22 protein-coding genes are annotated in these 21,731 nt (G+C 59.9%); 11 read left to right on the forward strand and 11 right to left on the reverse strand.

Annotated features, from left to right (window positions below; genetic code table 11):
• Positions 1 to 32: 32 nt before the first annotated feature.
• A complete protein-coding gene (locus ACZ9BX_RS30975; RefSeq protein WP_476222099.1) occupies positions 33 to 161 on the reverse strand; it encodes a helix-turn-helix domain-containing protein in 129 nt (42 codons plus the stop codon).
• A 188-nt stretch (positions 162 to 349) separates the two neighbouring features.
• On the opposite strand from ACZ9BX_RS30975, the gene gstA reads away from it, so the two are divergent.
• Positions 350 to 976 carry a glutathione transferase GstA gene (gstA, locus tag ACZ9BX_RS30980; RefSeq protein WP_476222100.1) on the forward strand — a complete coding sequence of 209 codons (627 nt, stop codon included), beginning with the start codon at positions 350 to 352 and terminating at the stop codon, positions 974 to 976.
• Positions 977 to 1,062: 86 nt separating this feature from the next.
• A complete protein-coding gene (locus ACZ9BX_RS30985) occupies positions 1,063 to 1,449 on the forward strand; it encodes a YybH family protein (protein WP_476222101.1) in 387 nt (128 codons plus the stop codon).
• A gap of 51 nt (positions 1,450 to 1,500) precedes the next feature.
• On the opposite strand, the gene fhuB is transcribed toward ACZ9BX_RS30985, so the two are convergent.
• The 6 genes from fhuB to ACZ9BX_RS31015 form a co-directional block, all read right to left on the reverse strand.
• Complete coding sequence (gene fhuB, locus ACZ9BX_RS30990; protein WP_476222102.1) at positions 1,501 to 3,492, reverse strand: Fe(3+)-hydroxamate ABC transporter permease FhuB; 1,992 nt, start codon at positions 3,490 to 3,492, stop codon at positions 1,501 to 1,503.
• The gene (locus ACZ9BX_RS30995; RefSeq protein ID WP_476222103.1) at positions 3,476 to 4,348 is read right to left on the reverse strand and encodes an ABC transporter substrate-binding protein; all 873 of its coding nucleotides are present in this window, start codon (positions 4,346 to 4,348) and stop codon (positions 3,476 to 3,478) included. Before ACZ9BX_RS30995 ends, fhuB begins: the two co-directional genes overlap by 17 nt.
• Positions 4,349 to 4,353: 5 nt before the next feature.
• Positions 4,354 to 5,133: an ABC transporter ATP-binding protein gene (locus ACZ9BX_RS31000; protein WP_476222104.1), complete on the reverse strand. Its 780-nt coding sequence runs from the start codon at positions 5,131 to 5,133 to the stop codon at positions 4,354 to 4,356.
• Positions 5,134 to 5,229: 96 nt separating this feature from the next.
• On the reverse strand, positions 5,230 to 7,416 hold the full coding sequence (locus ACZ9BX_RS31005; RefSeq protein ID WP_476222105.1) for a TonB-dependent siderophore receptor: 2,187 nt from the start codon (positions 7,414 to 7,416) through the stop codon (positions 5,230 to 5,232).
• A gap of 171 nt (positions 7,417 to 7,587) precedes the next feature.
• Positions 7,588 to 8,472, reverse strand: a complete 885-nt coding sequence (locus ACZ9BX_RS31010; RefSeq protein WP_476222106.1) for a helix-turn-helix domain-containing protein — start codon at positions 8,470 to 8,472, stop codon at positions 7,588 to 7,590.
• Between the two features lie 141 nt (positions 8,473 to 8,613).
• The gene (locus ACZ9BX_RS31015; RefSeq protein WP_476222107.1) at positions 8,614 to 9,447 is read right to left on the reverse strand and encodes an amidohydrolase family protein; all 834 of its coding nucleotides are present in this window, start codon (positions 9,445 to 9,447) and stop codon (positions 8,614 to 8,616) included.
• A gap of 162 nt (positions 9,448 to 9,609) precedes the next feature.
• Here ACZ9BX_RS31015 and ACZ9BX_RS31020 point away from each other — a divergent pair, with 162 nt between their 5' ends.
• Both ACZ9BX_RS31020 and ACZ9BX_RS31025 read left to right on the forward strand, forming a co-directional pair.
• The gene (locus ACZ9BX_RS31020; protein WP_027509602.1) at positions 9,610 to 10,068 is read left to right on the forward strand and encodes a YbaK/EbsC family protein; all 459 of its coding nucleotides are present in this window, start codon (positions 9,610 to 9,612) and stop codon (positions 10,066 to 10,068) included.
• An 83-nt stretch (positions 10,069 to 10,151) separates the two neighbouring features.
• Positions 10,152 to 11,186, forward strand: a complete 1,035-nt coding sequence (locus tag ACZ9BX_RS31025) for a Tim44 domain-containing protein (RefSeq protein WP_027509601.1) — start codon at positions 10,152 to 10,154, stop codon at positions 11,184 to 11,186.
• Positions 11,187 to 11,190: 4 nt separating this feature from the next.
• Here the strand turns inward: ACZ9BX_RS31025 and ACZ9BX_RS31030 are convergent, their stop codons facing one another.
• Positions 11,191 to 12,468 (reverse strand): L-fuconate dehydratase, encoded by a 1,278-nt coding sequence (locus tag ACZ9BX_RS31030; RefSeq protein WP_476222108.1) that lies wholly within the window; start codon positions 12,466 to 12,468, stop codon positions 11,191 to 11,193.
• A gap of 26 nt (positions 12,469 to 12,494) precedes the next feature.
• A complete protein-coding gene (locus ACZ9BX_RS31035; protein WP_476222109.1) occupies positions 12,495 to 13,229 on the reverse strand; it encodes an SDR family oxidoreductase in 735 nt (244 codons plus the stop codon).
• A 183-nt stretch (positions 13,230 to 13,412) separates the two neighbouring features.
• Between ACZ9BX_RS31035 and ACZ9BX_RS31040 the strand changes: the two genes are divergently transcribed.
• Positions 13,413 to 13,634, forward strand: coding sequence for a hypothetical protein (locus ACZ9BX_RS31040; RefSeq protein ID WP_476222110.1), 222 nt, complete (start codon positions 13,413 to 13,415; stop codon positions 13,632 to 13,634).
• A complete protein-coding gene (locus tag ACZ9BX_RS31045) occupies positions 13,631 to 13,909 on the forward strand; it encodes a hypothetical protein (protein ID WP_476222111.1) in 279 nt (92 codons plus the stop codon). Before ACZ9BX_RS31040 ends, ACZ9BX_RS31045 begins: the two co-directional genes overlap by 4 nt.
• A 39-nt stretch (positions 13,910 to 13,948) precedes the next feature.
• On the opposite strand, the gene ACZ9BX_RS31050 is transcribed toward ACZ9BX_RS31045, so the two are convergent.
• Both ACZ9BX_RS31050 and ACZ9BX_RS31055 read right to left on the reverse strand, forming a co-directional pair.
• Entirely contained in the window at positions 13,949 to 14,272 is a 324-nt protein-coding gene (locus tag ACZ9BX_RS31050; RefSeq protein ID WP_476222112.1) for a DUF6665 family protein, read from the reverse strand.
• A 306-nt stretch (positions 14,273 to 14,578) separates the two neighbouring features.
• Positions 14,579 to 15,313 carry a glycoside hydrolase family 172 protein gene (locus ACZ9BX_RS31055; protein WP_476222113.1) on the reverse strand — a complete coding sequence of 245 codons (735 nt, stop codon included), beginning with the start codon at positions 15,311 to 15,313 and terminating at the stop codon, positions 14,579 to 14,581.
• A 536-nt stretch (positions 15,314 to 15,849) separates the two neighbouring features.
• Between ACZ9BX_RS31055 and ACZ9BX_RS31060 the strand changes: the two genes are divergently transcribed.
• The 5 genes from ACZ9BX_RS31060 to ACZ9BX_RS31080 all read left to right on the forward strand — a co-directional run bounded on the left by ACZ9BX_RS31060 (position 15,850) and on the right by ACZ9BX_RS31080 (position 21,731).
• Positions 15,850 to 17,808 carry a PBP1A family penicillin-binding protein gene (locus ACZ9BX_RS31060; RefSeq protein WP_476223094.1) on the forward strand — a complete coding sequence of 653 codons (1,959 nt, stop codon included), beginning with the start codon at positions 15,850 to 15,852 and terminating at the stop codon, positions 17,806 to 17,808.
• Positions 17,809 to 17,919: 111 nt separating this feature from the next.
• Positions 17,920 to 18,273: a hypothetical protein gene (locus ACZ9BX_RS31065; RefSeq protein WP_476222114.1), complete on the forward strand. Its 354-nt coding sequence runs from the start codon at positions 17,920 to 17,922 to the stop codon at positions 18,271 to 18,273.
• 120 nt (positions 18,274 to 18,393) lie between these two features.
• Positions 18,394 to 18,663, forward strand: coding sequence for a hypothetical protein (locus ACZ9BX_RS31070; RefSeq protein WP_476222115.1), 270 nt, complete (start codon positions 18,394 to 18,396; stop codon positions 18,661 to 18,663).
• Between the two features lie 364 nt (positions 18,664 to 19,027).
• On the forward strand, positions 19,028 to 20,374 hold the full coding sequence (locus ACZ9BX_RS31075; protein ID WP_476222116.1) for an ABC transporter substrate-binding protein: 1,347 nt from the start codon (positions 19,028 to 19,030) through the stop codon (positions 20,372 to 20,374).
• A 55-nt stretch (positions 20,375 to 20,429) separates the two neighbouring features.
• Entirely contained in the window at positions 20,430 to 21,731 is a 1,302-nt protein-coding gene (locus tag ACZ9BX_RS31080; protein WP_476222117.1) for a carbohydrate ABC transporter permease, read from the forward strand.

A 21,731-nucleotide genomic window follows, 5' to 3' on the forward strand; every position in this document is an offset into this window, starting at 1 on the left:
CCCGGAAGGCGTTCGAACAAACGCACGCCAAGTCACTTTTTTAGCGCATTCAAGCGGCGAAACACGGTCGAATGATCGATAGAGAGCGCGCTTGCCGCCGCTGTGAGACTGCCTGTCCTGTGCACGGCCAGGACGAGACGCAGTTCGTTCCAGTCTTCCATTCCAGCCTCCATTCGAGGTCGATAACATATCGCGCGCTTGCAACTGTGCAAGCATGGTTGGCAAAACTCCAACGAGCTTTGCGTTCGTACTGGGCCTATCCTTGCGCTTGTCGAATGACCGATGGGGTCTTCGTCGAACCGCGACAGCACTCGGCACAAGAAGTGACGATTAACCGAAAGGACCCGCCGTGAAGCTCTACTACGCCCCCGGAACCTGCGCGCTATCCCCGCACATCGTCGCCCTGGAAGCTGGAATTCCGATTGAACTCGAGCGGGTGGATATCCGCAAGACGCCACACCTGACCGAAGCGGGTGTGGATTTCGCTGTGATCAATCCCAATCTTTACGTACCGGCGCTAGAACTCGACGACGGCTCGGTGCTGACTGAAGGTACCGCCATCGTCCAGTTGCTTGCCGACCTCAAGCCGGATGCCGGTCTGGTTCCGGCATTTGGTTCGCCGGAGCGATATCGCTTGCAGTCCTGGCTGAATTTCATCGCGACCGAACTACACAAAGTGTACAGCCCTTGGCTGTTCCACCCTGAATATGGAACCCAGGCGCAGGACGTGGCGCGCACGAAGATCACCGAGCGTCTTGAATTCGCCGAGGATCATCTCGCCAGGAGCGGACCGTTTCTGATGGGCGATCGGTTTTCTGCTGCGGACGCCTATCTCTTCACAATCGTCGGCTGGTCCGAATTCGCGAAGATCGACCTTGCCGTTTTTCCCCGCCTCCGCGACTTCATGAGCCGGGTCGGTGCGCGGCCGGCGGTTCGTGCGGCAATGGCGGCGGAAGGCATGAAGGTGGCGGCATGAGCAAGTTACAGTGGTTCAGCGCGGCTTCAAGTTCCAGTGCTGTCAAAGCAAAGCCGCGTAAGTGCTTTCAATGAAAGGAGACTTCCATGGGCGCTCCATCCCCCGAACTTTGCAATCTCTGGCTCGCCCGCGCCTTCAACGCTCACGATGTCGAAGCCGCGGCGGCAATGTATCATCCCGAAGCCTCGATCGTGCAGGTCGATGAGGTCCACGGCGGAACCACGATTGCCCGCGGGGCCGACGGCATCCGCCAAACCATGGCTGCCTATATCGGCCTCAAGCCGCACATGGATGTGGTCACCCATCACACCACGATCGCCGGAGATTTCGCCATGACCCGTTCGCAATGGTTAATCAAGGGCATTGACGAGGACGGCCAACCAACTGAAGATGCATCATCATGGCATGGAAGTTCACCGCCGGTTGCCCGATGGAAGCTGGGTGTTTTACCTGGATCATCCATTTGGAGCTGATCCAAGTTGGGCTGTCGGCGCACCCCCGCATACCGAATAGCGATGCCGCCATCATCGACGCGCCTGCTGCCGCGTGAGCAGCCAAAGCAGATACGGGCCGCCGATCAGCGCGGCAAAGAGCCCTACGGGAACCTGATAGGGATAGATGACGACACGCGAGAGCCAATCGGCGAAAATCAGAACGGCGGCACCGATAAGGATGCTTGCCGCAAGCTGATGCGCCTCTTTCTGGAAGCCCATCAATCTCGCAAGATGCGGGGCCATCAGACCCGTCAGGCTGAGAGGACCAACGAGGTAGGAAGCAATGGCCGTCATGAGTGCTGCGATCGTTGCAAGGACAAGGCGGCTTATGCTCGCTGAAAGGCCGAAGGCGCGAGCCGCCGAACCGCCGAGCGGCAGGATGGTCAACCATCGGCTCAGGAAAGGTAGCGGCGCTGCCAGAACGGCCACGGCGGCCACGGCGGTCCATGCCTCGAACGGTCCCGCCCGATTTGTCGAACCCGAAAGCCAGGTCAGAAGGGTGTAGCCGCGCATGTCGCCCTGCGCGAGGACCATCGTCACGACCGCCATAGAAAAGGCGCTGATGGCGATGCCGGCAAGCAGCATGCGCTCCGGAGCAAACTGCGCGCGCGCCGCAATCGCGATCATGATGAGCAAGGAGGTAAACGCACCAAGCGCCATCGCGGTCAGCATGACTGTCGGCGACGGAAAGCCGAAAATGAAGAGGGCAACCGTGAGCCCTGCCCCGCCGCCGGCGCTGACGCCCAATACTTCCGGACTGGCAATCGGATTGCCGGTCACGCGCTGCATGATGAAACCTGCAGCTGCCAGCATCGCACCCGCACCGCCGGCGGCAGCCGTGCGCGGCAGGCGAAACGGCAGGAGGTCCGCGAAAAGCGCGCCGCTTGCGATGCGCCACCCGTCATCGGCGCGAGCCACCATCAATGCGAGCGCAATGACCCCCGTGAGTGCGACCAGCAGCACAAGCAAGCCGGCGGAAGGCTTGCGGATGCGGCGAAAAGCAGACGGAGACTGAGGTGCGACCGCCGAGAAGGAATGAATGCGCGGCAGCAGGTAAAGCAGCAGCGGACCGCCGAGGAGTGCCGTTGCTGCTCCCGCAGGCGCAAGATCGGTGAAGCCGGGGCCTAGCAGCTGCGTGATGCAGTCGGTAAAAAACAGCAGCCCGGCGCCCGTCAGCGGCGCTGCTATCATGATTTGTCCGGTGGTTCGCGCGCCGGCGAGGCGCGCGATCGTCGGCGCCGCAAGCCCCATGAAACCAATGATTCCCACACGCGCGGTGACCGAAGCCGAGAGCCAGACCGCCAAAGCCAGCACAGCAAAACGCGTCGCACGGAGAGCCACGCCGAGGCTTCTTGCTCCCGTATCATCCAGCGACAAAACTCTGAGTGGCCGAATAAGCAAGGCGGCGGCGGTGAAGCCGATCGCAAGCCGCGGCGCGAGCGAAATGACTCCGTCCCAGTCCTGCTGGCTGAGCGACCCGGCACCCCAGATGTAGATCGACATCGCATATTCGCCGCGGGCGAGGATGACGGTAACGCTGAGGGCCGACGCAATCAGCGTGATGATCATGCCCGATAGAGCGACGGTTACCGGATCGAGCCCGCGCCGCCAGCTCAAAGCCAGGACGATGGCGACGGCGGCAAGCCCGCCTGCAAAGGCCGCAAGCTCGCGCGAGATGCCCGGCAACAGGGGTGAAAAACTCATCGCCAGCGTGAGCGCCAGCTCAGCACCGGAAGCGATACCCAGCGTCGAGGCATCGGCGATCGGGTTGCGCAGAACTCTCTGCAGCAGCAGGCCGGAAAGCCCAAGAGCAGCGCCGGCGATCAGCGAAAGCACGGCGCGTGGCATCAAGCTCTGCCAGAGCAGGATTGAGTCGAGCGCTGCCTCATCGTCTGGAAGCCTGGGGCGAAGCAGGACGAGCAGCGCGAACGCGACAAGGCAAAGGCCCGCCAGCACGAAACCGGCGGCAAACGGCTGCCGGGTTTGGCATGCAGCAATCGTGCGGTCAGCCATTCCATTCATCGGAAAGCGCCTCCGCGAGAAGATCGGCAAAACGCATCGCTGCCGGTAGCGCGCCGTAGGGGTTGATGGAACCGAGCCTCACCACCCGGCCTTCGCGAACGGCAGGAAGCGCGTTCCAGAAGGCGCTGGCGCTCAAAGTCGCCAGCGCATCTTCGGGGTGCGGCGGGATCAGGACGATCCAGGCATCCGGCATGGCGGCGAGCGTCTCGATCCCGACCGGCGCCGTGGCGGAATAGCTGGTCGCGCCCTGCCAGGCATTCGTCAGCCCTGTGCGGTTCAGGACGGCACCGAACATGCTGTCTGAACCGAAGACGCGATAGTGCCGCGAATCGCCGAGATTGATCGGGATGACGGGACGCCCGTCGCCTTGAGAAAAGATGGCGCGATAGCGCTGAAGTTTCGCAGCCAGTTCTTCCGTGAGCTGCCTTGCTGCCTCAAGCTGAAGCCGTTCACCGATTGCCAATGTCGTCTGCTGCGCAAGTGCGTATGGGTCTTCGCCCGGTTTGTAGATCGCGTGATTTTCAACCGGTGCGATCGGGCTCATGCGTGCATCCGCCCAGGCATAGAAATTCGAGTTGAAGATCAGGTCGGGTCTGGCGAAACGCAGCACTTCGAAATTCGGTGTGCCCCGCAGTCCGAGGTCGGAAACAGATGCCGGAATCTCAGGCTTCACCACGACCTGGCGGAACTGCCGGAGCTCGGTTCCGGCAACTACATTTGCGCCGATTGCAAGCAGCGTTTCGAGCAGCGCCCAGTCAAGCGTCGCGACCCGTGGCGCGTCAGCCGCCCTGACAAAAGGTGGCGTTGCGAGCACAGCTGTCAGCGCCATGAACTGCCTGCGGGTAAAGTGCGCCATGGCCGTCACAGCAGATAGCTGACGGGTTCGCCGCGTGCCGGATGCAAAAAAACGCCCATGCCGACGCCGAAAATCGCGTGCAGCAGGTCGGCGTGCATGATCTCGGCCGGCGTTCCCTGCGCGGTGATGCGCCCGTGGTTGAGCGCGATGATCTCGTCACAATAGCGCGCAGCAAGGTTGATGTCGTGCAGCACGATCACGACGCTCAATCCGCGCTCATGGCTCAGCGACTGGACGAGCGAAAGCACTGATGCCTGGTGCGCGAGGTCAAGCGCCGAGGTAGGCTCGTCAAGCAGCAGGCAGCGGGCGTTCTGCGCCAGCATCATGGCGATCCAGGCGCGCTGGCGCTCGCCGCCGGACATGTTCGCCACCATTCTGTCGCTGAATTCCTCAAGAGCCGTTCGTGATATGGCGTCCTCGACCAAATCACGATCCACTTTTCCGAACCGGCCGAGCGTGCCATGCCATGGAAAGCGGCCGAGCGAAACAAGCTCGCGCACCGTCATGCCGTCGGTTGCCGGCGTGAATTGCGGCATATAGGCGATGTTGCGCGCAAAGGCGCGGCCGCCCCATTTCGCCGCCGCTCTGCCCGCAAGCGTGAGTGTTCCGGAGACGGGCGCGATCTGCCGAGCGATGATTTTCATGAGCGTGCTCTTGCCGGAGCCGTTCGGTCCGACGAGCCCGTAGATGCGCCCGTGCTGCAATGTCAGGTCGATGCCCGAAAGGATCGTCCTTGCGCCCGCCGCATAGCCGATGCCCGACATCGTCAAAAAGGGTGTGGACACGATCAAAACCTCCGCTGCCGCATAAAAAAATGCATTCGGGAGGGCAAATACCCTCCCGCCTCGCGTTTCCTGCAAAACTATACTTCGATTGTCAACTTACCACTTCTTGCTGAGCTTGAAGGTGATCGTGCGCGCATCGCCGTAGCCGCAGACCGTCAGCCCTCGGCAAGCCGTGACATATTCCTTGTCGAATATGTTGGCGACGTTGAGAGAGGCGCCCCAATTTTCCTTCTCGTAGCGGATCGCTGCATCGAAGACCGTCGCGGCGGGAACTTTTTTGGTATTGGTCTCATCCGCCCAGGACGAGCCCTGATGGCGAACGCCGGCGCCGAAGCTCACACCTTCGAAGGCACCGGTCGTCAACGTATAATCGACCCAGAGCGAAGCGGTAACCTTGGGCACGACATAGAGCGACTTGCCGACGAGTGCGGGGTTGCCCGCGTTTTCGAGGACTTCTGTGTCAGTGTAGGCGACGGAACCGAGCACCTTCCAGTTCTCGTTGACGTTGACCTTGCCTTCGAGTTCGGCGCCGCGCGACTCGACTTTGCCGAGCTGGGTCTGAGCGAAGGTCACCGGGTTGCTGACTGTGTTGTTCCGCTTGGTTATATGGAAGAGCGATGCAGTCAATGAGCCATCAATGAAAGTCGGCTCGTATTTTATGCCACTCTCGAACTGCTGGCCTTCTTCCGGCTTGAGCGGCCCGGAAACGCCGGTGCCGATCAGCGGGTTGAAGAAAGTTGCCGCGCTGAAATAAGGCGTCAGACCATTTTCGAATTCATAAGCAAGGCCTACGCGGCCGCTAACGGCGCTATCGTTCGATGCATAGGTGGTTCCAACGACAGCATCCGAATTGGTATCGACGTAGTCATAGCGGCCATTCAGCGTCAGCAGCCAACCGTCGCCGAAATGGATGCGGTCCTGAGCATAGACGCCGATCTGCTTCTGAGTCACGACTTGATCGATCCCAACGCCATTTGCCGGCTGCGGCAGCCCGTAGATTGGGTCCGTCGCGCTGATCGGCGTTGCGGTAATCGGCCAGGTCGGCCACTTCTGAATATGATCCAACCTGTAATATTTATAGTCGACGCCTGCGAGCAGATTGTGCGTCGCGCCGCCGAGTTCTCCTTCGCCCTCAAGCCGGTTGTCGATCGCAAATGTATCGACGGCCGAGCGGCCCTCGAAGCCGATGCGGGCGAGCAGGTAATCCGGTCCGGTCGGTACGCCGCCGACCCAGCCATTGAGATATGGGCCGAGTTCATGCTTATCGAGGTGGCCGTAACGGAAATTTTGCGAGAATTTGATGCCGTTGTCGAATTCGTGCTCAAACTCGTAACCAATCATCTTCTGCACATAGCTGCCGTCGTCGATTTTCGGCTCGCCGTAAAAAGCGTCACGGTCGATCTTGCCGAAGGGCGCGTCCTCAACCGTGCCAACATAAGGGAAGAAACCGTTGCCGGTGTGCACTTGGTCGAGACCGGAAAGGTAGGCCCAGGCGTTAAAGCGGGTGGAAGCATCCGGCGAGACGGTGATCTGCGGCATGATGAAGCCGCGCAGGTCCTCCGAGAAATCCGAATAATTGTCGCCGCCGGCAACCTTGCCGGTGATGCGGTAGGTCATCGTCTCGCTGGAGCCGACCTTGTCGGAGATATCGAGACCGGTGAAGGCATTGCCATTACTGTTGATGCCGGTGTCGGTATAAAAAAGCGGCTCGTGCAGCGGTCGCTTGCGGACGAGATTGACGATGCCGCCGGGATTGGCGCCTCCGTAAAGAACAGACGCCGGGCCTTTCAATACCTCGACGCGCTCCAGCATGAACGGATCGAGCTGGAATCCGCCGAAACCGTAACTGAAGAGCGTGAGGTTATCGAGGAAGACGCCTGTCTGTGTCGCGTCGAAGCCACGGATGTAGAACCAGTCGGTGTCGCCGTCGGTGCCGAAAGGTTGAGTGGTTACGCCCGGAGTATAGCGCAGTGCCTCATCCACCTTGTTCACGACACCGCGGTCGTTCATTTCCTCAGTCCCGACAACCGAGACGGACTGCGGTATCTCATTCAAAGGCGTGTCCGACTTGGAACCCGTCGCAGAGCGCTTTGCGACATAACCTTTCACCGGGCTCGTCGCGGTTGCCTCCGAGTCACCACTTCCGGCCTCGCCCTGGATAACGACCGGTTTCAGTTCGATTGCTTCCTGCGCCCTTGCCGGCATCGCGGCTGCCAGCCCGATGGCGGTAACGCCGGTCAATAGCTGCGCCTTGAAGATAAGCCCCTTGGTCTGCCCACGCATATTCGTTTACCCCACTTGCACCGCGAAGCTTTGGATCCCGCAGCCAATGCCCTTTTTGATAAGATGAGCGTTTAACTCAAATTTAAGGGTGTGGATTGTCACATTCGGTGGAATTTGAATGTTTTTGGGCAAAATTTCGCACTGCACACAAATGCCCGCAGGGCGTTGTTTTCAGGCAACGTGCCCCTTTTTCCAATGGGCCGGCGTGGTGCCCACATTCTTGCGGAAGACACGTGTGAAATGCGCCTGATCGGAAAAGCCGGTCTCGGCGGCGATCGCCGGAAGCGTGAATTCGCCCTGTGAAAGCAATTGTTTGGCTCTGTCTAGCCGCGCATTCGTCTGCCACTGGTGGGGCGCAATGCCGGTCGACGCTTTGAAGGCATGGCTAAAATGCGATTGCGACAGGCCGGTGAGATTTGCAAGCTCTTCCAGCCTGATATTGCGAAGGCAATTCTGTTCAATGAATTCCGTGACGCGGCGGAGCTGCCAGCTCGCAAGCTTGCTTCGTTTGCGGGCTGGCGCTTTCGTCAGCTTCATCACGTCGATGATCAGCGACAGGCAGAGCCCGTCGCCGTAAAGATCATGCAGCGGCTCGGGATTGATGCATTCGGCGGCAATCAGATTTGCCAGCGTCAGAACGCGCTCGTCGTGAAAGAGCAGCCGCGCGTCGTTCAAGCGCTTCGGATCGATATCTTCCATCAGCCGACGGCCGACGATCTCAGCGTCGAAATGGATGTCCAGATGTCGGACGAACTGCACTTCGACGAGATCGGCCCAAATCTCCATGCCTGCCGGAACATAGGAGATCGGCCGCCGCGCCGTATCCTGCACGGCACCGCTGCTCTTCGGCGCCAGCTTGACCTTGGAATTGCCGGCACCGCGCAAGTCGAGAAGAATGAAAAGCCGTGGGTCGCTGGCGACATAATAGCCGCCCGCGTAAGGCGCACACTCGACATCCCACACGTCTGCGACGATGCCGTTCCAATTCCGGCGGTTCATCCCGCCGACAACGGAAAAGCCTTCGATCCTGTTCTGCATCCGCGGTTGAAATGTCATATCCGATCCCGCGCCGGTGGGGTCACGATTAAACCTTCTTGCAATACTCAAGTTTTCGTACCGAAAACGGGAGCGATTAGCAAGAGGCAAACCGGGCACGGAAGCCATCGCACCGCGAGATAAGCGTCATCTTCGAGCCTGTCAAAGCCCGTAGAAGCGCTCGCCGTTCGATGCCCAGATCTTTTGCTGGTCGGCGGGCGGCAGGTTCTTCATGGCATGGCCAAGCGTTTCGATCCAGCGGCTGTAGTCCGCGACCAGATTGACGACCGGCCAATCGCTGCCGAAAACAAGGCGATCGGGACCGAAGATTTCGAAGACCGCCTCGAGATAGGGCTGAAGGCGTTCCGGCGTCCAATCCGGACCATCTTCGGTCACGATGCCGGAGATCTTGCAATGGACATGGCGAAGATCGCGGAAGCGTTCCATATCCCGCAGCCAGGGCTCGAAGCTGCCGCTTCCGATTTCAGGCTTGGCCATGTGGTCGACGATCACCGGCAGATCGGGGTAGCGCTCGATGAACCGGATCGTGTTGAGGATATGCCGCGGCTTGATCAAGGCGTCGAACCGGAGCCCGAGGTCGAGCATGGCCCGGAAGGCCGGCTTGAGCTCTTTCTTCAATATCCAATCGTCTTCGGGCAGATCCTGCAGATAGGGACGGATGCCCTTCAGCTTCGCAAAGCGTGCCCAACGGGCAAGGTCGGCTGCGGCCGTCGGCGAAAGAAGATCGAGCCACGCAACGACGCCCTTGATGAAGTCCCGCCCGTCGGCAAGGCCGAGAAGGTAGCCGGTCTCATGAACGGAAGACGCTGCGGATACGACGACAACGCCCTCGACGTTATTCTTCTCCATCAACGGAACCACGTCGCGCGGCCCGTAGTCGCGATAAAGCACCTTGTCACCCGGCGACATCCAGAGCGAATAGTAAGGCTCCATCGCCAGTGTCCAGAAATGCATATGGCAATCGACGCGCCGCATCGTCTCCTCCTCAAACGTCTCTCCGCGCGACAAAGAAGGTCAGAAAAGCGTCGGGACGGCAAGTGCAGCGATATACGAAATCCGATTGAAATTCCTCAAGCATCGGATACGGTTCGGAGGCTTTTTTTTCAAAAACCCGATCTTCCTGGATAGCGTACGCCCATGAGCTTCGAATCCGTCCGCGCGTTTTTCAGCGCACATGCGCCTGACATCGAAATCGTCGAAACCGCCGAAAGTTCTTCGACGGTGGCACTTGCGGCCGAAGCGCACGGCGTCGAGCCGGCACAGATCGCCAAGACGATCTGCCTCAGGGTCGGGAACGAAACCATGCTGGTTGTTGCAAGCGGCACTGCCCGCCTCGACAACCGGAAATTCAAGGATGCTTTCGGCGGCAAGGGCCGCATGCTCGGACCGGAGGAAGTCCTGGAGGTTACAGGCCATCCGGTCGGGGGCGTTTGCCCCTTTGGATTGCCCGCGCCGATCCCGGTCTATTGCGATGTTTCTCTGAAGCGTTTCGACGAAGTCGTGCCGGCCGCCGGTTCCACGAATTCGGCGGTGCGCATCCCGACGGAACGGCTGGCCGAACTTACCCGTGCCAAATGGGTCGATGTCTGCCAATAACTCGGCTCGCCAACTTCACATCATCAACAGAATACCTATATTACCTCACAAACATGCCGTGGTTGTGCATGACAGGAGATAAGATGCCGAGTGCCGTTTCGCGTTTTGCCAAGATAGCGGCGATAGCCGTTCTGACGAGCGCTTCCGTTTTTGCTGCCTATAGCGATGCCGAGGCGCGCCGCGCCGGAGGTTTCGGCGGATTCGGCAGCCGCGGAACGCGCACATTCGACGCGCCGCCGGTCACGCGCACCGCGCCCGCACCGGCTGCACCCATGGAACGGACGATGACGCCGCGCCAGCAGACGCCCGCTACCGCTCAGCAGCCTCTTAATGCCCAGCGTCCGGGCGGCCTCTTTGGCGGCTTTGGCCGTTCGATGATCGGCGGCCTGATTGCAGGCGGCCTGCTCGGCATGCTGCTCGGCCATGGCTTCGGCGGCGGCTTCGGTTTTCTTGGCATGCTGCTGCAGATCGCCCTGATCGGTGGCGCGGTCATGCTTGCCATGCGCTTCTTCGCCAATCGCCGCCAGCCGTCCTACGGTGCGGCAGGAGGCCGCGGTCAATCCTTTAACAACATGTCCAGCAACATGTCGTCAAACAGCAATTCGTCCAGCAATTCGTCGTTTCGCATTCCGGCGATCGGCTCAGGCACTGCGGGTTATCAACAGCAACAGCAGCCTCGCGCCGACCGGCCGAGCGACGAAATCGGGCTGGCACAGGCCGATCTCGACCAGTTCGAGGAACTGCTGACCAAGGTGCAGACCGCCTATGGCGCCGAGGACTATAATACGCTTCGCAAGCTGACGACGCCCGAAGCGATGTCCTATCTTGCCGAAGAGCTTGGCGAGAATGCCACAAACGGCGTGCGCAACCGCGTCTCGGACGTCAAGCTTCTGCAGGGCGATATCGCCGAAGCCTGGCGCGAGAATGGTCAAGACTATGCAACGCTTGCCATGCGCTATTCGTCAATCGACGCAATGGTCGACCGTGACAGCGGCCATGTCGTTTCCGGTGACGATCGCCAGCCGAGCGAGAGCACCGAGATCTGGACCTTTGTGCGCAAGACCGGCAGCGACTGGAAGCTTGCCGCCATCCAGGGCACGGAGCAGCGTGCCGCCTGAGATATCAACTCTTGAAGGTGTAGTCGGCGATCGACTGCGCCTTCATTTCAATCGAAAAACCTGGTTTTGACGGCGGCATATAGGCCGCGTCCCTGATCACGCACGGGTCGAGGAAGTGTTCGTGCAGATGGTCGACATATTCGATCACGCGCCCGTCCTTGGTCGCGGACACCGCGAGATAGTCAATCATCGACAGGTGCTGTACATACTCGCAAAGACCGACGCCGCCGGCGTGCGGCCAGACTGGCAGACGGTATTTGGCGGCGAGCAGCAGCACGGCCAGAACCTCGTTCAGGCCGCCCATGCGGCAGGAATCGATCTGAACGATGTCAATCGCGCCTTCGGCGATGAACTGCTTGAACATGATGCGGTTCTGGCACATCTCGCCGGTTGCCACCTTGACCGGGCCGATGGCATCGCGGATCTTCCGGTGTCCGGCGACGTCGTCGGGACTTGTCGGTTCCTCGATGAAATAGGGTTTGGCAAAAGCGAGTTCCTTCACCCAGCCGATCGCCTGTCCGACCTCCCAGACCTGATTGGCATCGATCATCAGGTAACGATCCGGGCCAATCACCTCGCGGGCAATGCGCAGCCGGCGGATATCGTCTTCAAGATCGCGGCCGACCTTCATCTTCACGTGGTTGAAGCCGGCATCGATTGCCTCCTGGCAAAGGCGGCGCAGCTTTGCGTCGTCATATCCGAGCCAGCCGGCAGACGTCGTATAGCAGGCGTAACCTTCCTTTTCGAGCGTCGCGATCCGTTCTGTCTTTCCGACCTCGGCACTCCTTAGGATCGTAACCGCCTCGTCGCGCGTCAGCACGTCGGTCAGGTAGCGATAGTCGACGATGTCAGCGATTTCCTCGGGGCTCATCTCCGCAACCAGCCGCCACACAGGCTTTCCCGCCTGCTTGGCGAGAAGATCCCAGACCGCGTTGACAACGGCGCCCGTCGCCAAATGGATGGCCCCCTTCTCCGGACCGATCCAGCGAAGCTGGCTGTCGCTCGTCAGATGCCGCCAGAATTTTCCCGGCTGGGCGAGGACGTCGGCAAGGTCCGCGCCGACAACCAGATGCGCCATCGCCTTTATCGCCATGCAGCAGATGTCATTGCCGCGGCCGATCGTGAAGGTGAGCCCGTGGCCCGAAAGCCCTGGCTCATCCGTATCCAGAATGACGTAAGCCGCTGAATAATCGGGATCCGGGTTCATAGCATCGGAGCCGTCGAGGCTTTGCGAGGTCGGAAAACGAAGATCGGAAACACGAATGCCGGTTATGCGGGTCATGGGCTCCTCCCGAACTGGCCGGGCAGTCAGATCGTCCAGCCGCCGTCGATGGCGAAGGCCTGTCCGCTGGTATAGGTAGCACCGGCGAGATAGACGGCAAGATCGGCAATTTCTTCCGGCGTGCCGAGGCGGCCCATCGGCTGGCGGGAAATAAAGGCGGCCCGTGCTGCGTCGTAGTCCCCCTGCGCGCGCATGCGGTCCTGCAGCGAGGGGCTCTCGACGGTTCCGGGGCAAATGGCGTTGCAGCGGATGCCGTTCGAAACGTAATCGGCGGCAACCGATTTCGTAAGGCCGATCACCGCCGCCTTGGTGACGCCATAGGCAAAGCGGTTCGGCACGCCCTTGATGCTGGAGGCGACCGAAGCCATGTTGATGATTGAGCCGTCCTTCCGCTCCAGCATGCCGGGAAGCACGGCGCGGATCGTGCGGATCATCGCCTTGACGTTGAGGTCGAAAGCGAATTCCAGATCGGAATCCTTCATTTCCAGAATGGATCCGGCATGAACGAAACCGGCGCAGTTGAAGAGCACGTCGACCGCGCCGATTTCAGCGACCAATGCCTTCACGGCCTCCTCGTCGAGCACGTTCAGCTTGTGTGCCGACACCCCGGTCTCGGCGGCAAGAGTTGCCAGTGCATCCGTATTGATATCTGTCGCATGAACCTTGGCCCCAGCGTTCTGAAAGGCAATCGCGCTGGCACGCCCGATGCCTTGGGCCGCCGCTGTGATGAGAACGGTCTTGCCGGAAAGAGTGATGGTCATGTCTTGGCCTTTTCATGGTTTTTAATGCGTGAGGAAGCGCATTTGGCGCCCGGCTTCATCGGTGCAGAAACTGAACGGCGGCTCTTATGGTGTCAATCGAATAGTGAAATCCGCCAACGCTGGCTGTCTACCGCTGCCATTGACGCAACGCGCCACTAACCGTTTTTCGCCCGGAACTTTTGTTTGCAGAGCAAGTTTGCACAAAAAGAGGCATTGGCAATGACCGTCGGCGCCGTTCACTTTCTCGCCATTACCATTTCAGCGCTTGCACTTGTCCCGTCAGGAGCACATTTGGCGGCCCTGCCCAACAAGATCGCGCTGCCGCAATCCGAATATTTCACCGTTCAAGCCATCTATTATGGATGGGCAATTTTGGGTTGCTTTGGCCTGCTGCGCTCGTCATGAATGCGCTGCTCGCTGTCGTTGTTCGTTCGCAGAAATGGCCATTCTGGCTTGCCGTGGCTGCCGCGCTCTGTTTTGCCCTCATGTTTGCTGTATTCTTTCTTTGGACGCTTCCTGCCAATCAGGCGACGAACAATTGGACGACAGCTCCCGAAAACTGGGAAACGTTCAGGCGGCAGTGGGAGTATTCTCATGCCGCAAACACAATCATTGTGTTTGTCGCACTATGTTTCACGACCCTGTCGGTTCTTTCGTGGCGGGAGACAGGTTCGCCTTGAAGGCACTCGCGCTGTCGGACGGAGGCCAGCCTGAGAAGCTCATCGGCGAATAGCGCCGATCCGCGCAAGAACTTCGCCGGGAATCCCATACCGCGCGATGACGTCCCGGTTATTGCGGAGCCCGCAGACCTCCCGCTGAATGAACAATGCCCAGACCGCTTCCGAGGCCTCCTCAAGGAGGCTTTCCCGATCAGCTATGCGATGATCGTTCTCCGACGAGGCGGCAAGCTTCGCAAGTGCCGCTTCGACTTTGCGGCCTTGGCGGCCAAGTGCATCGGCCCGCTCCGAGGCGAGTTCGTACTCCAAGGGGTTGAGTGCAGTGCTCGGCGGATCCGAAAGCGATCGCGGCGGTCTGAAACTCACGAGGGGCCTCTCAGGAAACAGAGGAACAGTTACGACCTATGGAAGTTTGGTTCTTTACGAAGTGGGATCAAGAGGAGGAGACCGTGTGGACAATCTTGATTGGTGCTATTTTCGTCATGTGCGGCATACTTCTCCTGTGTCGGGAGGCACTCGGCCGGCGGCCCCTCAGCGATCCTCACCGATCATCCCTTAGCGAGCGGACATTGGAACCCAGGGGACAAGGCGTTCGATTTCTGGGACTGACGAGGAACTGGCTGGGTGTCGCCATGATCGCGGCCGGAGCAGCGCTTTTACTGCTGGTCTCATTCACGTAGCGCTCGCTTTCTTTGCCGCGGTCTCCCAGTTCTGGTAGGGGAGACGGAAGGTGGGAAGGCGATCTGCGACGCAGGCGAGCTTCTCGAAGGGCTTGTGAGGCTCTGCCTGGTACCAAAACGCGACCGAGGAAATATCGTCCGATCGGCGGTTTGCATGGCCGTGCTCGATGGTGACGCGAATGCTTTTTTGGAAAATCGCCGGATCTTCGATATGCCAGCGGTAGAGCGTGACGGGTTCGGTCCAGTTCGGCCCGCCGGCTGCGATGATACCGTGATAGGGCCCGCTGTATTCTTGCGTCGGGCACCAGGCGGTGTTGAAATAGTCTTCCGTGCCGGTCCCGTGCAGCGTCGCTGGCCAGGCATCGTTGGCGCCGGGCGTGCTTTCGCCGCGCGGCTCGATGAGTGCGGCCTTCGGCCCGATGCGCGGATCCGGCTTGCGCACGGTATCTGATACGGAGAGCCCCGGTTCGCCGTCGATGAAGATCATGTCGTCTCCTTCGCCGTACCAGTCCCAGACGCCGGAGCGCCGGCGGGAATAGACGCTGAAGAGAACGCCGACATAGTGCCCTTGCCCCTCGGCTTCCAGAATAGTGTAGTTCTTCCTTCCGTCGGTCGTCTCTCCGCCGAACAGGAACTGTTCGTTGGTGAGCCCATCCTCGCTCTCGGCATGCGCAGTTGAATTTGCACTGCTCTGCCACGAAAAGGCTGGCTTCGGATGTGAGAACATGCGCCGCGTCGAATTGCAGAACCGGGTCTATATTCTGCAATGGCTCGGGAGCAGCGCCGCTTAATTGTCTTTCCGCTGCTTCATGGCGCTCTAATTGCTTCGGCAAACCCATCAGCCGGTAAGAAATGGCAAACACCGCAGACAATTCAAAAGAAACTGGCAGCTCAAAGCAAACTGGTGATCGCACCGCCGCCGGATCTGCGCATCCGCCGAAGGTCGAAGGATTTCCGGCTAAGGGCGCTGAAGAAACAAGTGGCGATCACGAGGGATCATCCGGATCATCATCACTGCCAGAACAGTCCAAAAGGACCGCGGCCCCTCCCTCGCCTTTTGGACAAAGCGCGCGAGCCATTCAGGACCTGATGGCCGCCCTCCGTCATGACTTCCGCGCTGCTTTGCGAAGCAGCCAGGCCTCGATCAGAGGTGGCATTGAAGCCATCAATGAAAGACACCAGACGCTTCGAGCTCGGACATCAAATAAGAGGTTTCCGCGGGTGTCCGCATTTGCAGCGCTTTCTTCCAAGGCGCAGTCCCGCATGGCGGCGATCCGAGCGGGAATGACCGGCAGAAGGCAGGTCAATCCCCTGAAACTGCGATCATGGAGGGTGCTGCTCGCACTCGTTCCGTTATTCGGTTTCCTGATCGTGGCCGGCGTTTTGACTTGGGCCTTGAAGGATGTGCCGTGGCAAGAGATCGCTGACGGTTCCATGAAGCCGGTCATCGTATTGGAAACGGCGGACGGCGGGCCTCTTGTCCGGCAGGGGCCGTATCAAGGACCTTATGCAGGTTACGAGCAATTCCCTCCACATCTTGTGAATGCCGTGCTTTCAATCGAGGACCGCCGGTTCATGGATCATCACGGCATCGACCCGAAAGGAATTGCGCGCGCTCTAATCCGGAACTTTGAGGCAGGCTCGATCGTCCAGGGTGGAAGCACGATCACACAGCAGTTGATCAAGCTGCAGTATCTCGAAAGCGACCGAACGCTGAAGCGAAAGATCCAGGAACTGGTGATCGCATTCTGGCTGGAATGGAAGCTCGGCAAGCAGGAGATCCTGACGCGGTACCTGAATTCGGTCTACCTCGGTTCCGGCGCTACGGGAATGCCGGCAGCAGCACGGATCTATTTCAACAAGGATATCGGTGCGCTCGATGTTCCAGAATCGGCGATGCTGGCAGGTCTGCTGAAGGCTCCGAGCCAGTTGAACCCAATCGACAATTTCGAGGCCGCACGTCAACGCACGGCAACGGTGCTCGACGCCATGGTCACCAATGGCAAGCTTACGCAGCAGGAAGCCGGCGCCGCCAAGAATGAATTCGCCGAACTGCACCCGACAACGCCGACGCCACGCTCAGGCAGCTGGTTCGCCGATTGGGTTTCGGCACAAGCGAGCGAGATCGCAGGCACTTCTCCGGGCTCGACGAGAGTACGCACGACCTTGGTTCCGCGCCTGCAGGAAATTGCCGAACGGGTGGTGAAGCGGGTTCTCGATGAAGAAGGAAAGGCGCGCGGCGCATCGCAGGCAGCACTGGTCGCCATGACGCCCGATGGCGCGGTTGTCGCAATGGTCGGCGGGCGCGACTACAAGACCAGTCAGTTCAACCGAGCCGTCACGGCGATGCGTCAGCCCGGCTCCACATTCAAGCTGTTCGTTTATTACGCTGCGTTGAAGAAGGGGCTGGCCCTGTCGGATCAGGTGCTCGACGCACCTATCGAAATCAACGGGTGGTTGCCGCAAAATTCCGGGGGCGCTTACCGAGGTTGGGTGACGCTGGCGGAGGCCTTTGCTCGCTCGTTGAATGCCGCCACTGCCGCCCTTGCGCAGGAGGTGGGTTTGGACAGTGTCGCTGCGGCAGCCAAGGAGCTCGGCATCAACGCAACCCTGACGACGGCGCCCGCCTTGTCGCTTGGCGCCTCGGAGGTAAGCTTGCTCGATTTGACCGGTGCCTACGCATCGGTCCGCTTAGGGCGGGCGCCCGTTGAGCCGTGGGGCGTTATCGAATTTCAGGCATCGGGCCAGCCCAGAGGCTTCCGAGTGGGGCCGCAAGTGACGGCGTCTATCGACCTCTCGCCGTATCAGCCGGACCTTCTGGCGTTACTGCAGTTGGTGGTCGAGCGTGGGACTGGCCGCGACGCCGATCCCGGCATGTTTGCGGCCGGCAAGACAGGCACCAGTCAAGACAACCGCGACGCTTGGTTCGTCGGGTTTACAGAGCCCTTGGTCGCCGGGGTCTGGGTCGGCAACGACGATGACGCGCCGATGAAGGGTGTCACGGGCGGGGCACTTCCGGCTCGCATCTGGCGGGAATTCATGCAGGCGGCCATGGCTGAGCCTGCACCGCAGATCGATCCAAATACGGGAATGATGACCAGCGAGGAGAATGCCGCTCCGTCCTGCAATATCACCGCATGCTCTCGCAGCTATCGTTCTTTCCGCGCTTCCGACTGTACGTACCAACCATATTATGGCGATCGGCGCCTGTGCGAGAAATAGCCGTACCACCTGTTGCCCGCTTCGATAAGGATTGGAAACCGCAGAGGGCCGATAGCGCGATGCACGAACCCGAGAAAGAAGCATGAGCTGGGGGTCACAGAAGGTATGCCAATGAACTCCTTAGTGGAAATGCTTCTCGCCTTCGAGGCCTTCCTGTTTGCCGCCGCATCGCTGGTTCACGCGGGCCTTCTCTTTGGCGGTTACGAGCACTGGCGGGCAGCGACAGCCGAGGGCGTGATCGCGGCGGTTTTGGTGTTTGGCCTATTCGCACGCCTCATCCGGCCGGCTTCAGCGCGCGTGACCGCCCTTGCCGTCCAGGTCTTCGCGCTTTTGGGGACCTTGATCGGGGCCTTCACCATCGCCATCGGGATTGGCCCGCAAACAACAGTCGACCATGCGTTTCATCTGTTCTTGCTGGCAGTGCTGGCGTCGGGACTCGTTGCCATCTTCAGATCAAACAGGTGATGTCGAACAATGGCTGGCGCTTCATCGCGAAGGACACCAAATCGCTACTGCCACAAGGCGGCCGGATGGCTGGAACATCCGCAGCGCGATTGGGTTCTTTTATCGAAGGAGGAGAATGAGATGCGGACCTATTACCGATACAAGGAAGGCCAGGCTGCCGCCGGTTCGATCGTCATCAAGTTCTACCGCTCCGGCGATCAAATCCGAGGGTTCATCAGAAAGGTTACGGAGCCCGGTCAGCACGACACGGTATTTTCAAGCGAAGAACTGCAGGTCAACGATGCATTTCTCATAGCTGACAACAAGCATCGGGAGGCCCCGGACACACTCATCTTCGTCGAACTCACAGAAGGTGTCCGCTGGAATCCGGCTTGGGGGCAGTTGAACTAGCAAAACGGCATTTCTGCCGATCCGCAGCGACGGTTCTTCGCGTAGATAACAGACAAGAACGCGTGGCGCCGATGATTGGCCAGCCGTTTCCTTCTGGTCTTTGTGCGACCCCTGCTCGTCTTGCGCTACGAGACCGTGTTTTCGACCTTTGAAGCCGCAGTCGTTGTGCCGAAAAACGGTGCTTGCAATGTTTTTCGACCGGTTCATAATAATTTTTGTACACGTGCTCAATTTTGTCACTCGGTCGTTACGCAAGCCCCTTAGAGCGGAATCCGTTCGCGCTTTTCATGGGACCTCCGGGCGGCCGTCAGCAATGGTGATGGCCCGCCAAGAGGCTCACATCTATCTCTGGGGAGATGAAGAGATGACTATTCTGCCGACATTGAAGTGCATGAGCGTCGCTGCTGCCATCCTGGCCTCGACCAGCGCCCTCTCCTTTGCCAAGGACCTGACCGTTACAGTCTGGGCCGGCGGCACAGGCCCGAATGACGTCTATCGCCTCGACGCGATCGACATTGCAGCCGAGCAGCTTCAGCGGGAAGCCGCAATCAAGGGCGAAGACCTTAAGATCAAGGTCGAGAAAAAGGCCTATAGCGGCTGGGAGGACTTCAAGCAGGCGATGACGCTTGCCGCCGAGGCCAAGACCGCTCCGAACATCGTCGTCACCGGCCACGAGGACATCGGCCCCTGGGCACAATCCGGCCTGGTCGTGCCGATCGAGGACTATGTTGACCTCGACTCGTGGCCGCTTAACAACATCTACGAAAACCTGATGGACATTGCCTCCTTCAACGGCATGGTCTACGGCATTCCGCAGGATGCCGAGTCCCGGCCGATGTTCTTCTGGAAGCCGCACATGAAGGCGATCGGCTATAGCGATGCTGATCTCGAGGCGCTACCCGAGAAGGTCCAGGACGGCAGCTACACGATGCAGAGCCTGCTGCAAGACGCCAAGAAGATGCAGGACAAGGGCCTCGTGCAGGCCGGCTATGGCTTCTATCCCCGCTACACAAACGGTCCGGACTTCTGGCAGTTCTACACGAGCTTCGGCGGCACGATGGAAGAAGACGGCAAGCTCGTCTTCGACAAGGCTGCGATGCAGCGCGCGTACCAGTTCTTCGCCGACGCCGTGAAGCAGGGCGTTACCAAGAAGAACCATATCGGGATGCCTGCCGACCAGTGGTGGAAGGAAGTGGCGTCTGGCAAGGCCGGAATCTGGCACGGCGGTACCTGGCATTACGCCCGCTACGTCAACCAGGAAGGCCTGAAGGATTTCTTCGGCAACGTCGTTTTCACGCTGATCCCGGCCGGCGAAGGCGGCAAGGCCAACACGCTGACGCACCCGCTCGTCTATCTTATGACCTCTGGCCACGACAAAGACGACACCGAGATTGCTGCCCAGCTGATCAAGATTGCGTCTGAGCCGCGCATCAACGTGCTGCATGCGGTCAAGTCCGCCCATCTCGGCATTTCGAAGTCGGAAACCGAGATCGAGCTTTACTCATCGGACCGCTGGACGCGCGAAGCCACCGAACGTCTTCTGCCCTACGCCAACGCGATGCCAAACAATGCCGACTTCGGCACCTACTGGAACATCATGTGGAAGGGCCTTGAGGCCTCATGGACGGGTGCCAAGAGCGTCGATGCCGCCGTCAACGACGTCGAAGGCGAGCTGAAGAGCACGCTCGGCGACAAGATCGTCATCCGCTAAGCGCAGGCAAGCCTCCGGGCGGTCTTACCCGCCCGGACCTTTTGCGGAGACTTTCATGAGAACGTCGAGAACGCTCGGGCTCATAATGATCGCGCCTGCCGCGATCATGATCGTGCTGTTCTTCCTGATGCCGGTGGTGTTGACCGCCGTCTTTTCCTTCACGAGCATGTCGACCGCCACGGGCATTTCGGGCGGCGCCTACCAGATCGTCCCGAACGCGCTCATTGCGCTCAAGGAGGAAATGCCGGAGGTCGTGCAGCAGCTTACCGAACCCCGCTACGTGATCGACGAGGCGGGCATCAAGGGCGTCGAGCGCCTCGAGCTTGAGCCCGGTATCGCCACGGAACTACGCGAAAACCATCTCGGTGAGGTCTTCCCTTCCCGCCGTGAAGCCGAGCGCGTGATCAAGGGGCTCAACGACCGGCCGTCGACCCGGGAGGTCAAGCAAATCTCCGAACAGTTCAACCGCTCCGTTGCCAATCTGCGCTTTTCGAGCAAGGAGGAGCTCTTCGCCTCGCTCGACAAGCTCGGCTTCAAGATAACGCCGGAACAGAAGGAAAGCCTCGCCGACGCGACCTATACCGGCTGGAGCTGGACGACAGAGAACTTCTCGCGCATCGCCTCTTCGCCTGACATGGCGCAGGTCCTTTTCAACACATTGCTCTACGTCGCCCTTGTCCTCATGCTTTTCAACACGAGCTACGCCATGCTGCTGGCGATCTGGACGCACTACATGCCCGACGCGCCGGCAACGATTTTCCGGTCCATCTGGCTCCTGCCCCGCATCACGCCCGTCGTCATCTATGTGCTGATGTGGAAATGGCTCGCCTGGGATACGGGCTTCATCTCCACCTTCATGGGCAAGTTCGGCTACGCTCCGAAGAACTACCTTCTAGACAACGCCTACAACGCCTGGCTCTTCGTCGTGCTGATCAATGGCTTCATCGGCGCCTCGATGGGCATGCTGGTCTTTTCCTCGGCGCTGAGGGCGATCCCGAAAAGCCAGTTCTTCGCAAGCGAGGTGGATGGCGCCAGCCGCTGGCAGCAGATCCGCTACATTATCCTGCCGCAGATGCGCTGGCCGATCCTCTTCGTCACCTGTTATCAAACGCTATCGTTGCTTGCCTCCTTCAACGAAATCCTGCTTTCGACCCGCGGCGGGCCGGGCAAGGCGACCGAAGTCTGGTCGCTTGCCGCCTATCACACGGCCCTCAACAACTATGCGGGCAATCTGGAGTATGGCCTCGGCGCCGCCATGGCGTTGGTCCTCGTGATCATCGGCATCATCCTGTCGCTCGCCTACCTGCGCGTCTTCAAATACGCCACGCTGGTTGCGCGGCCGCTCATCGAGGACTGA

The sequence above is a fragment of the Rhizobium sp. USDA 3886 genome (genome assembly GCF_056279785.1).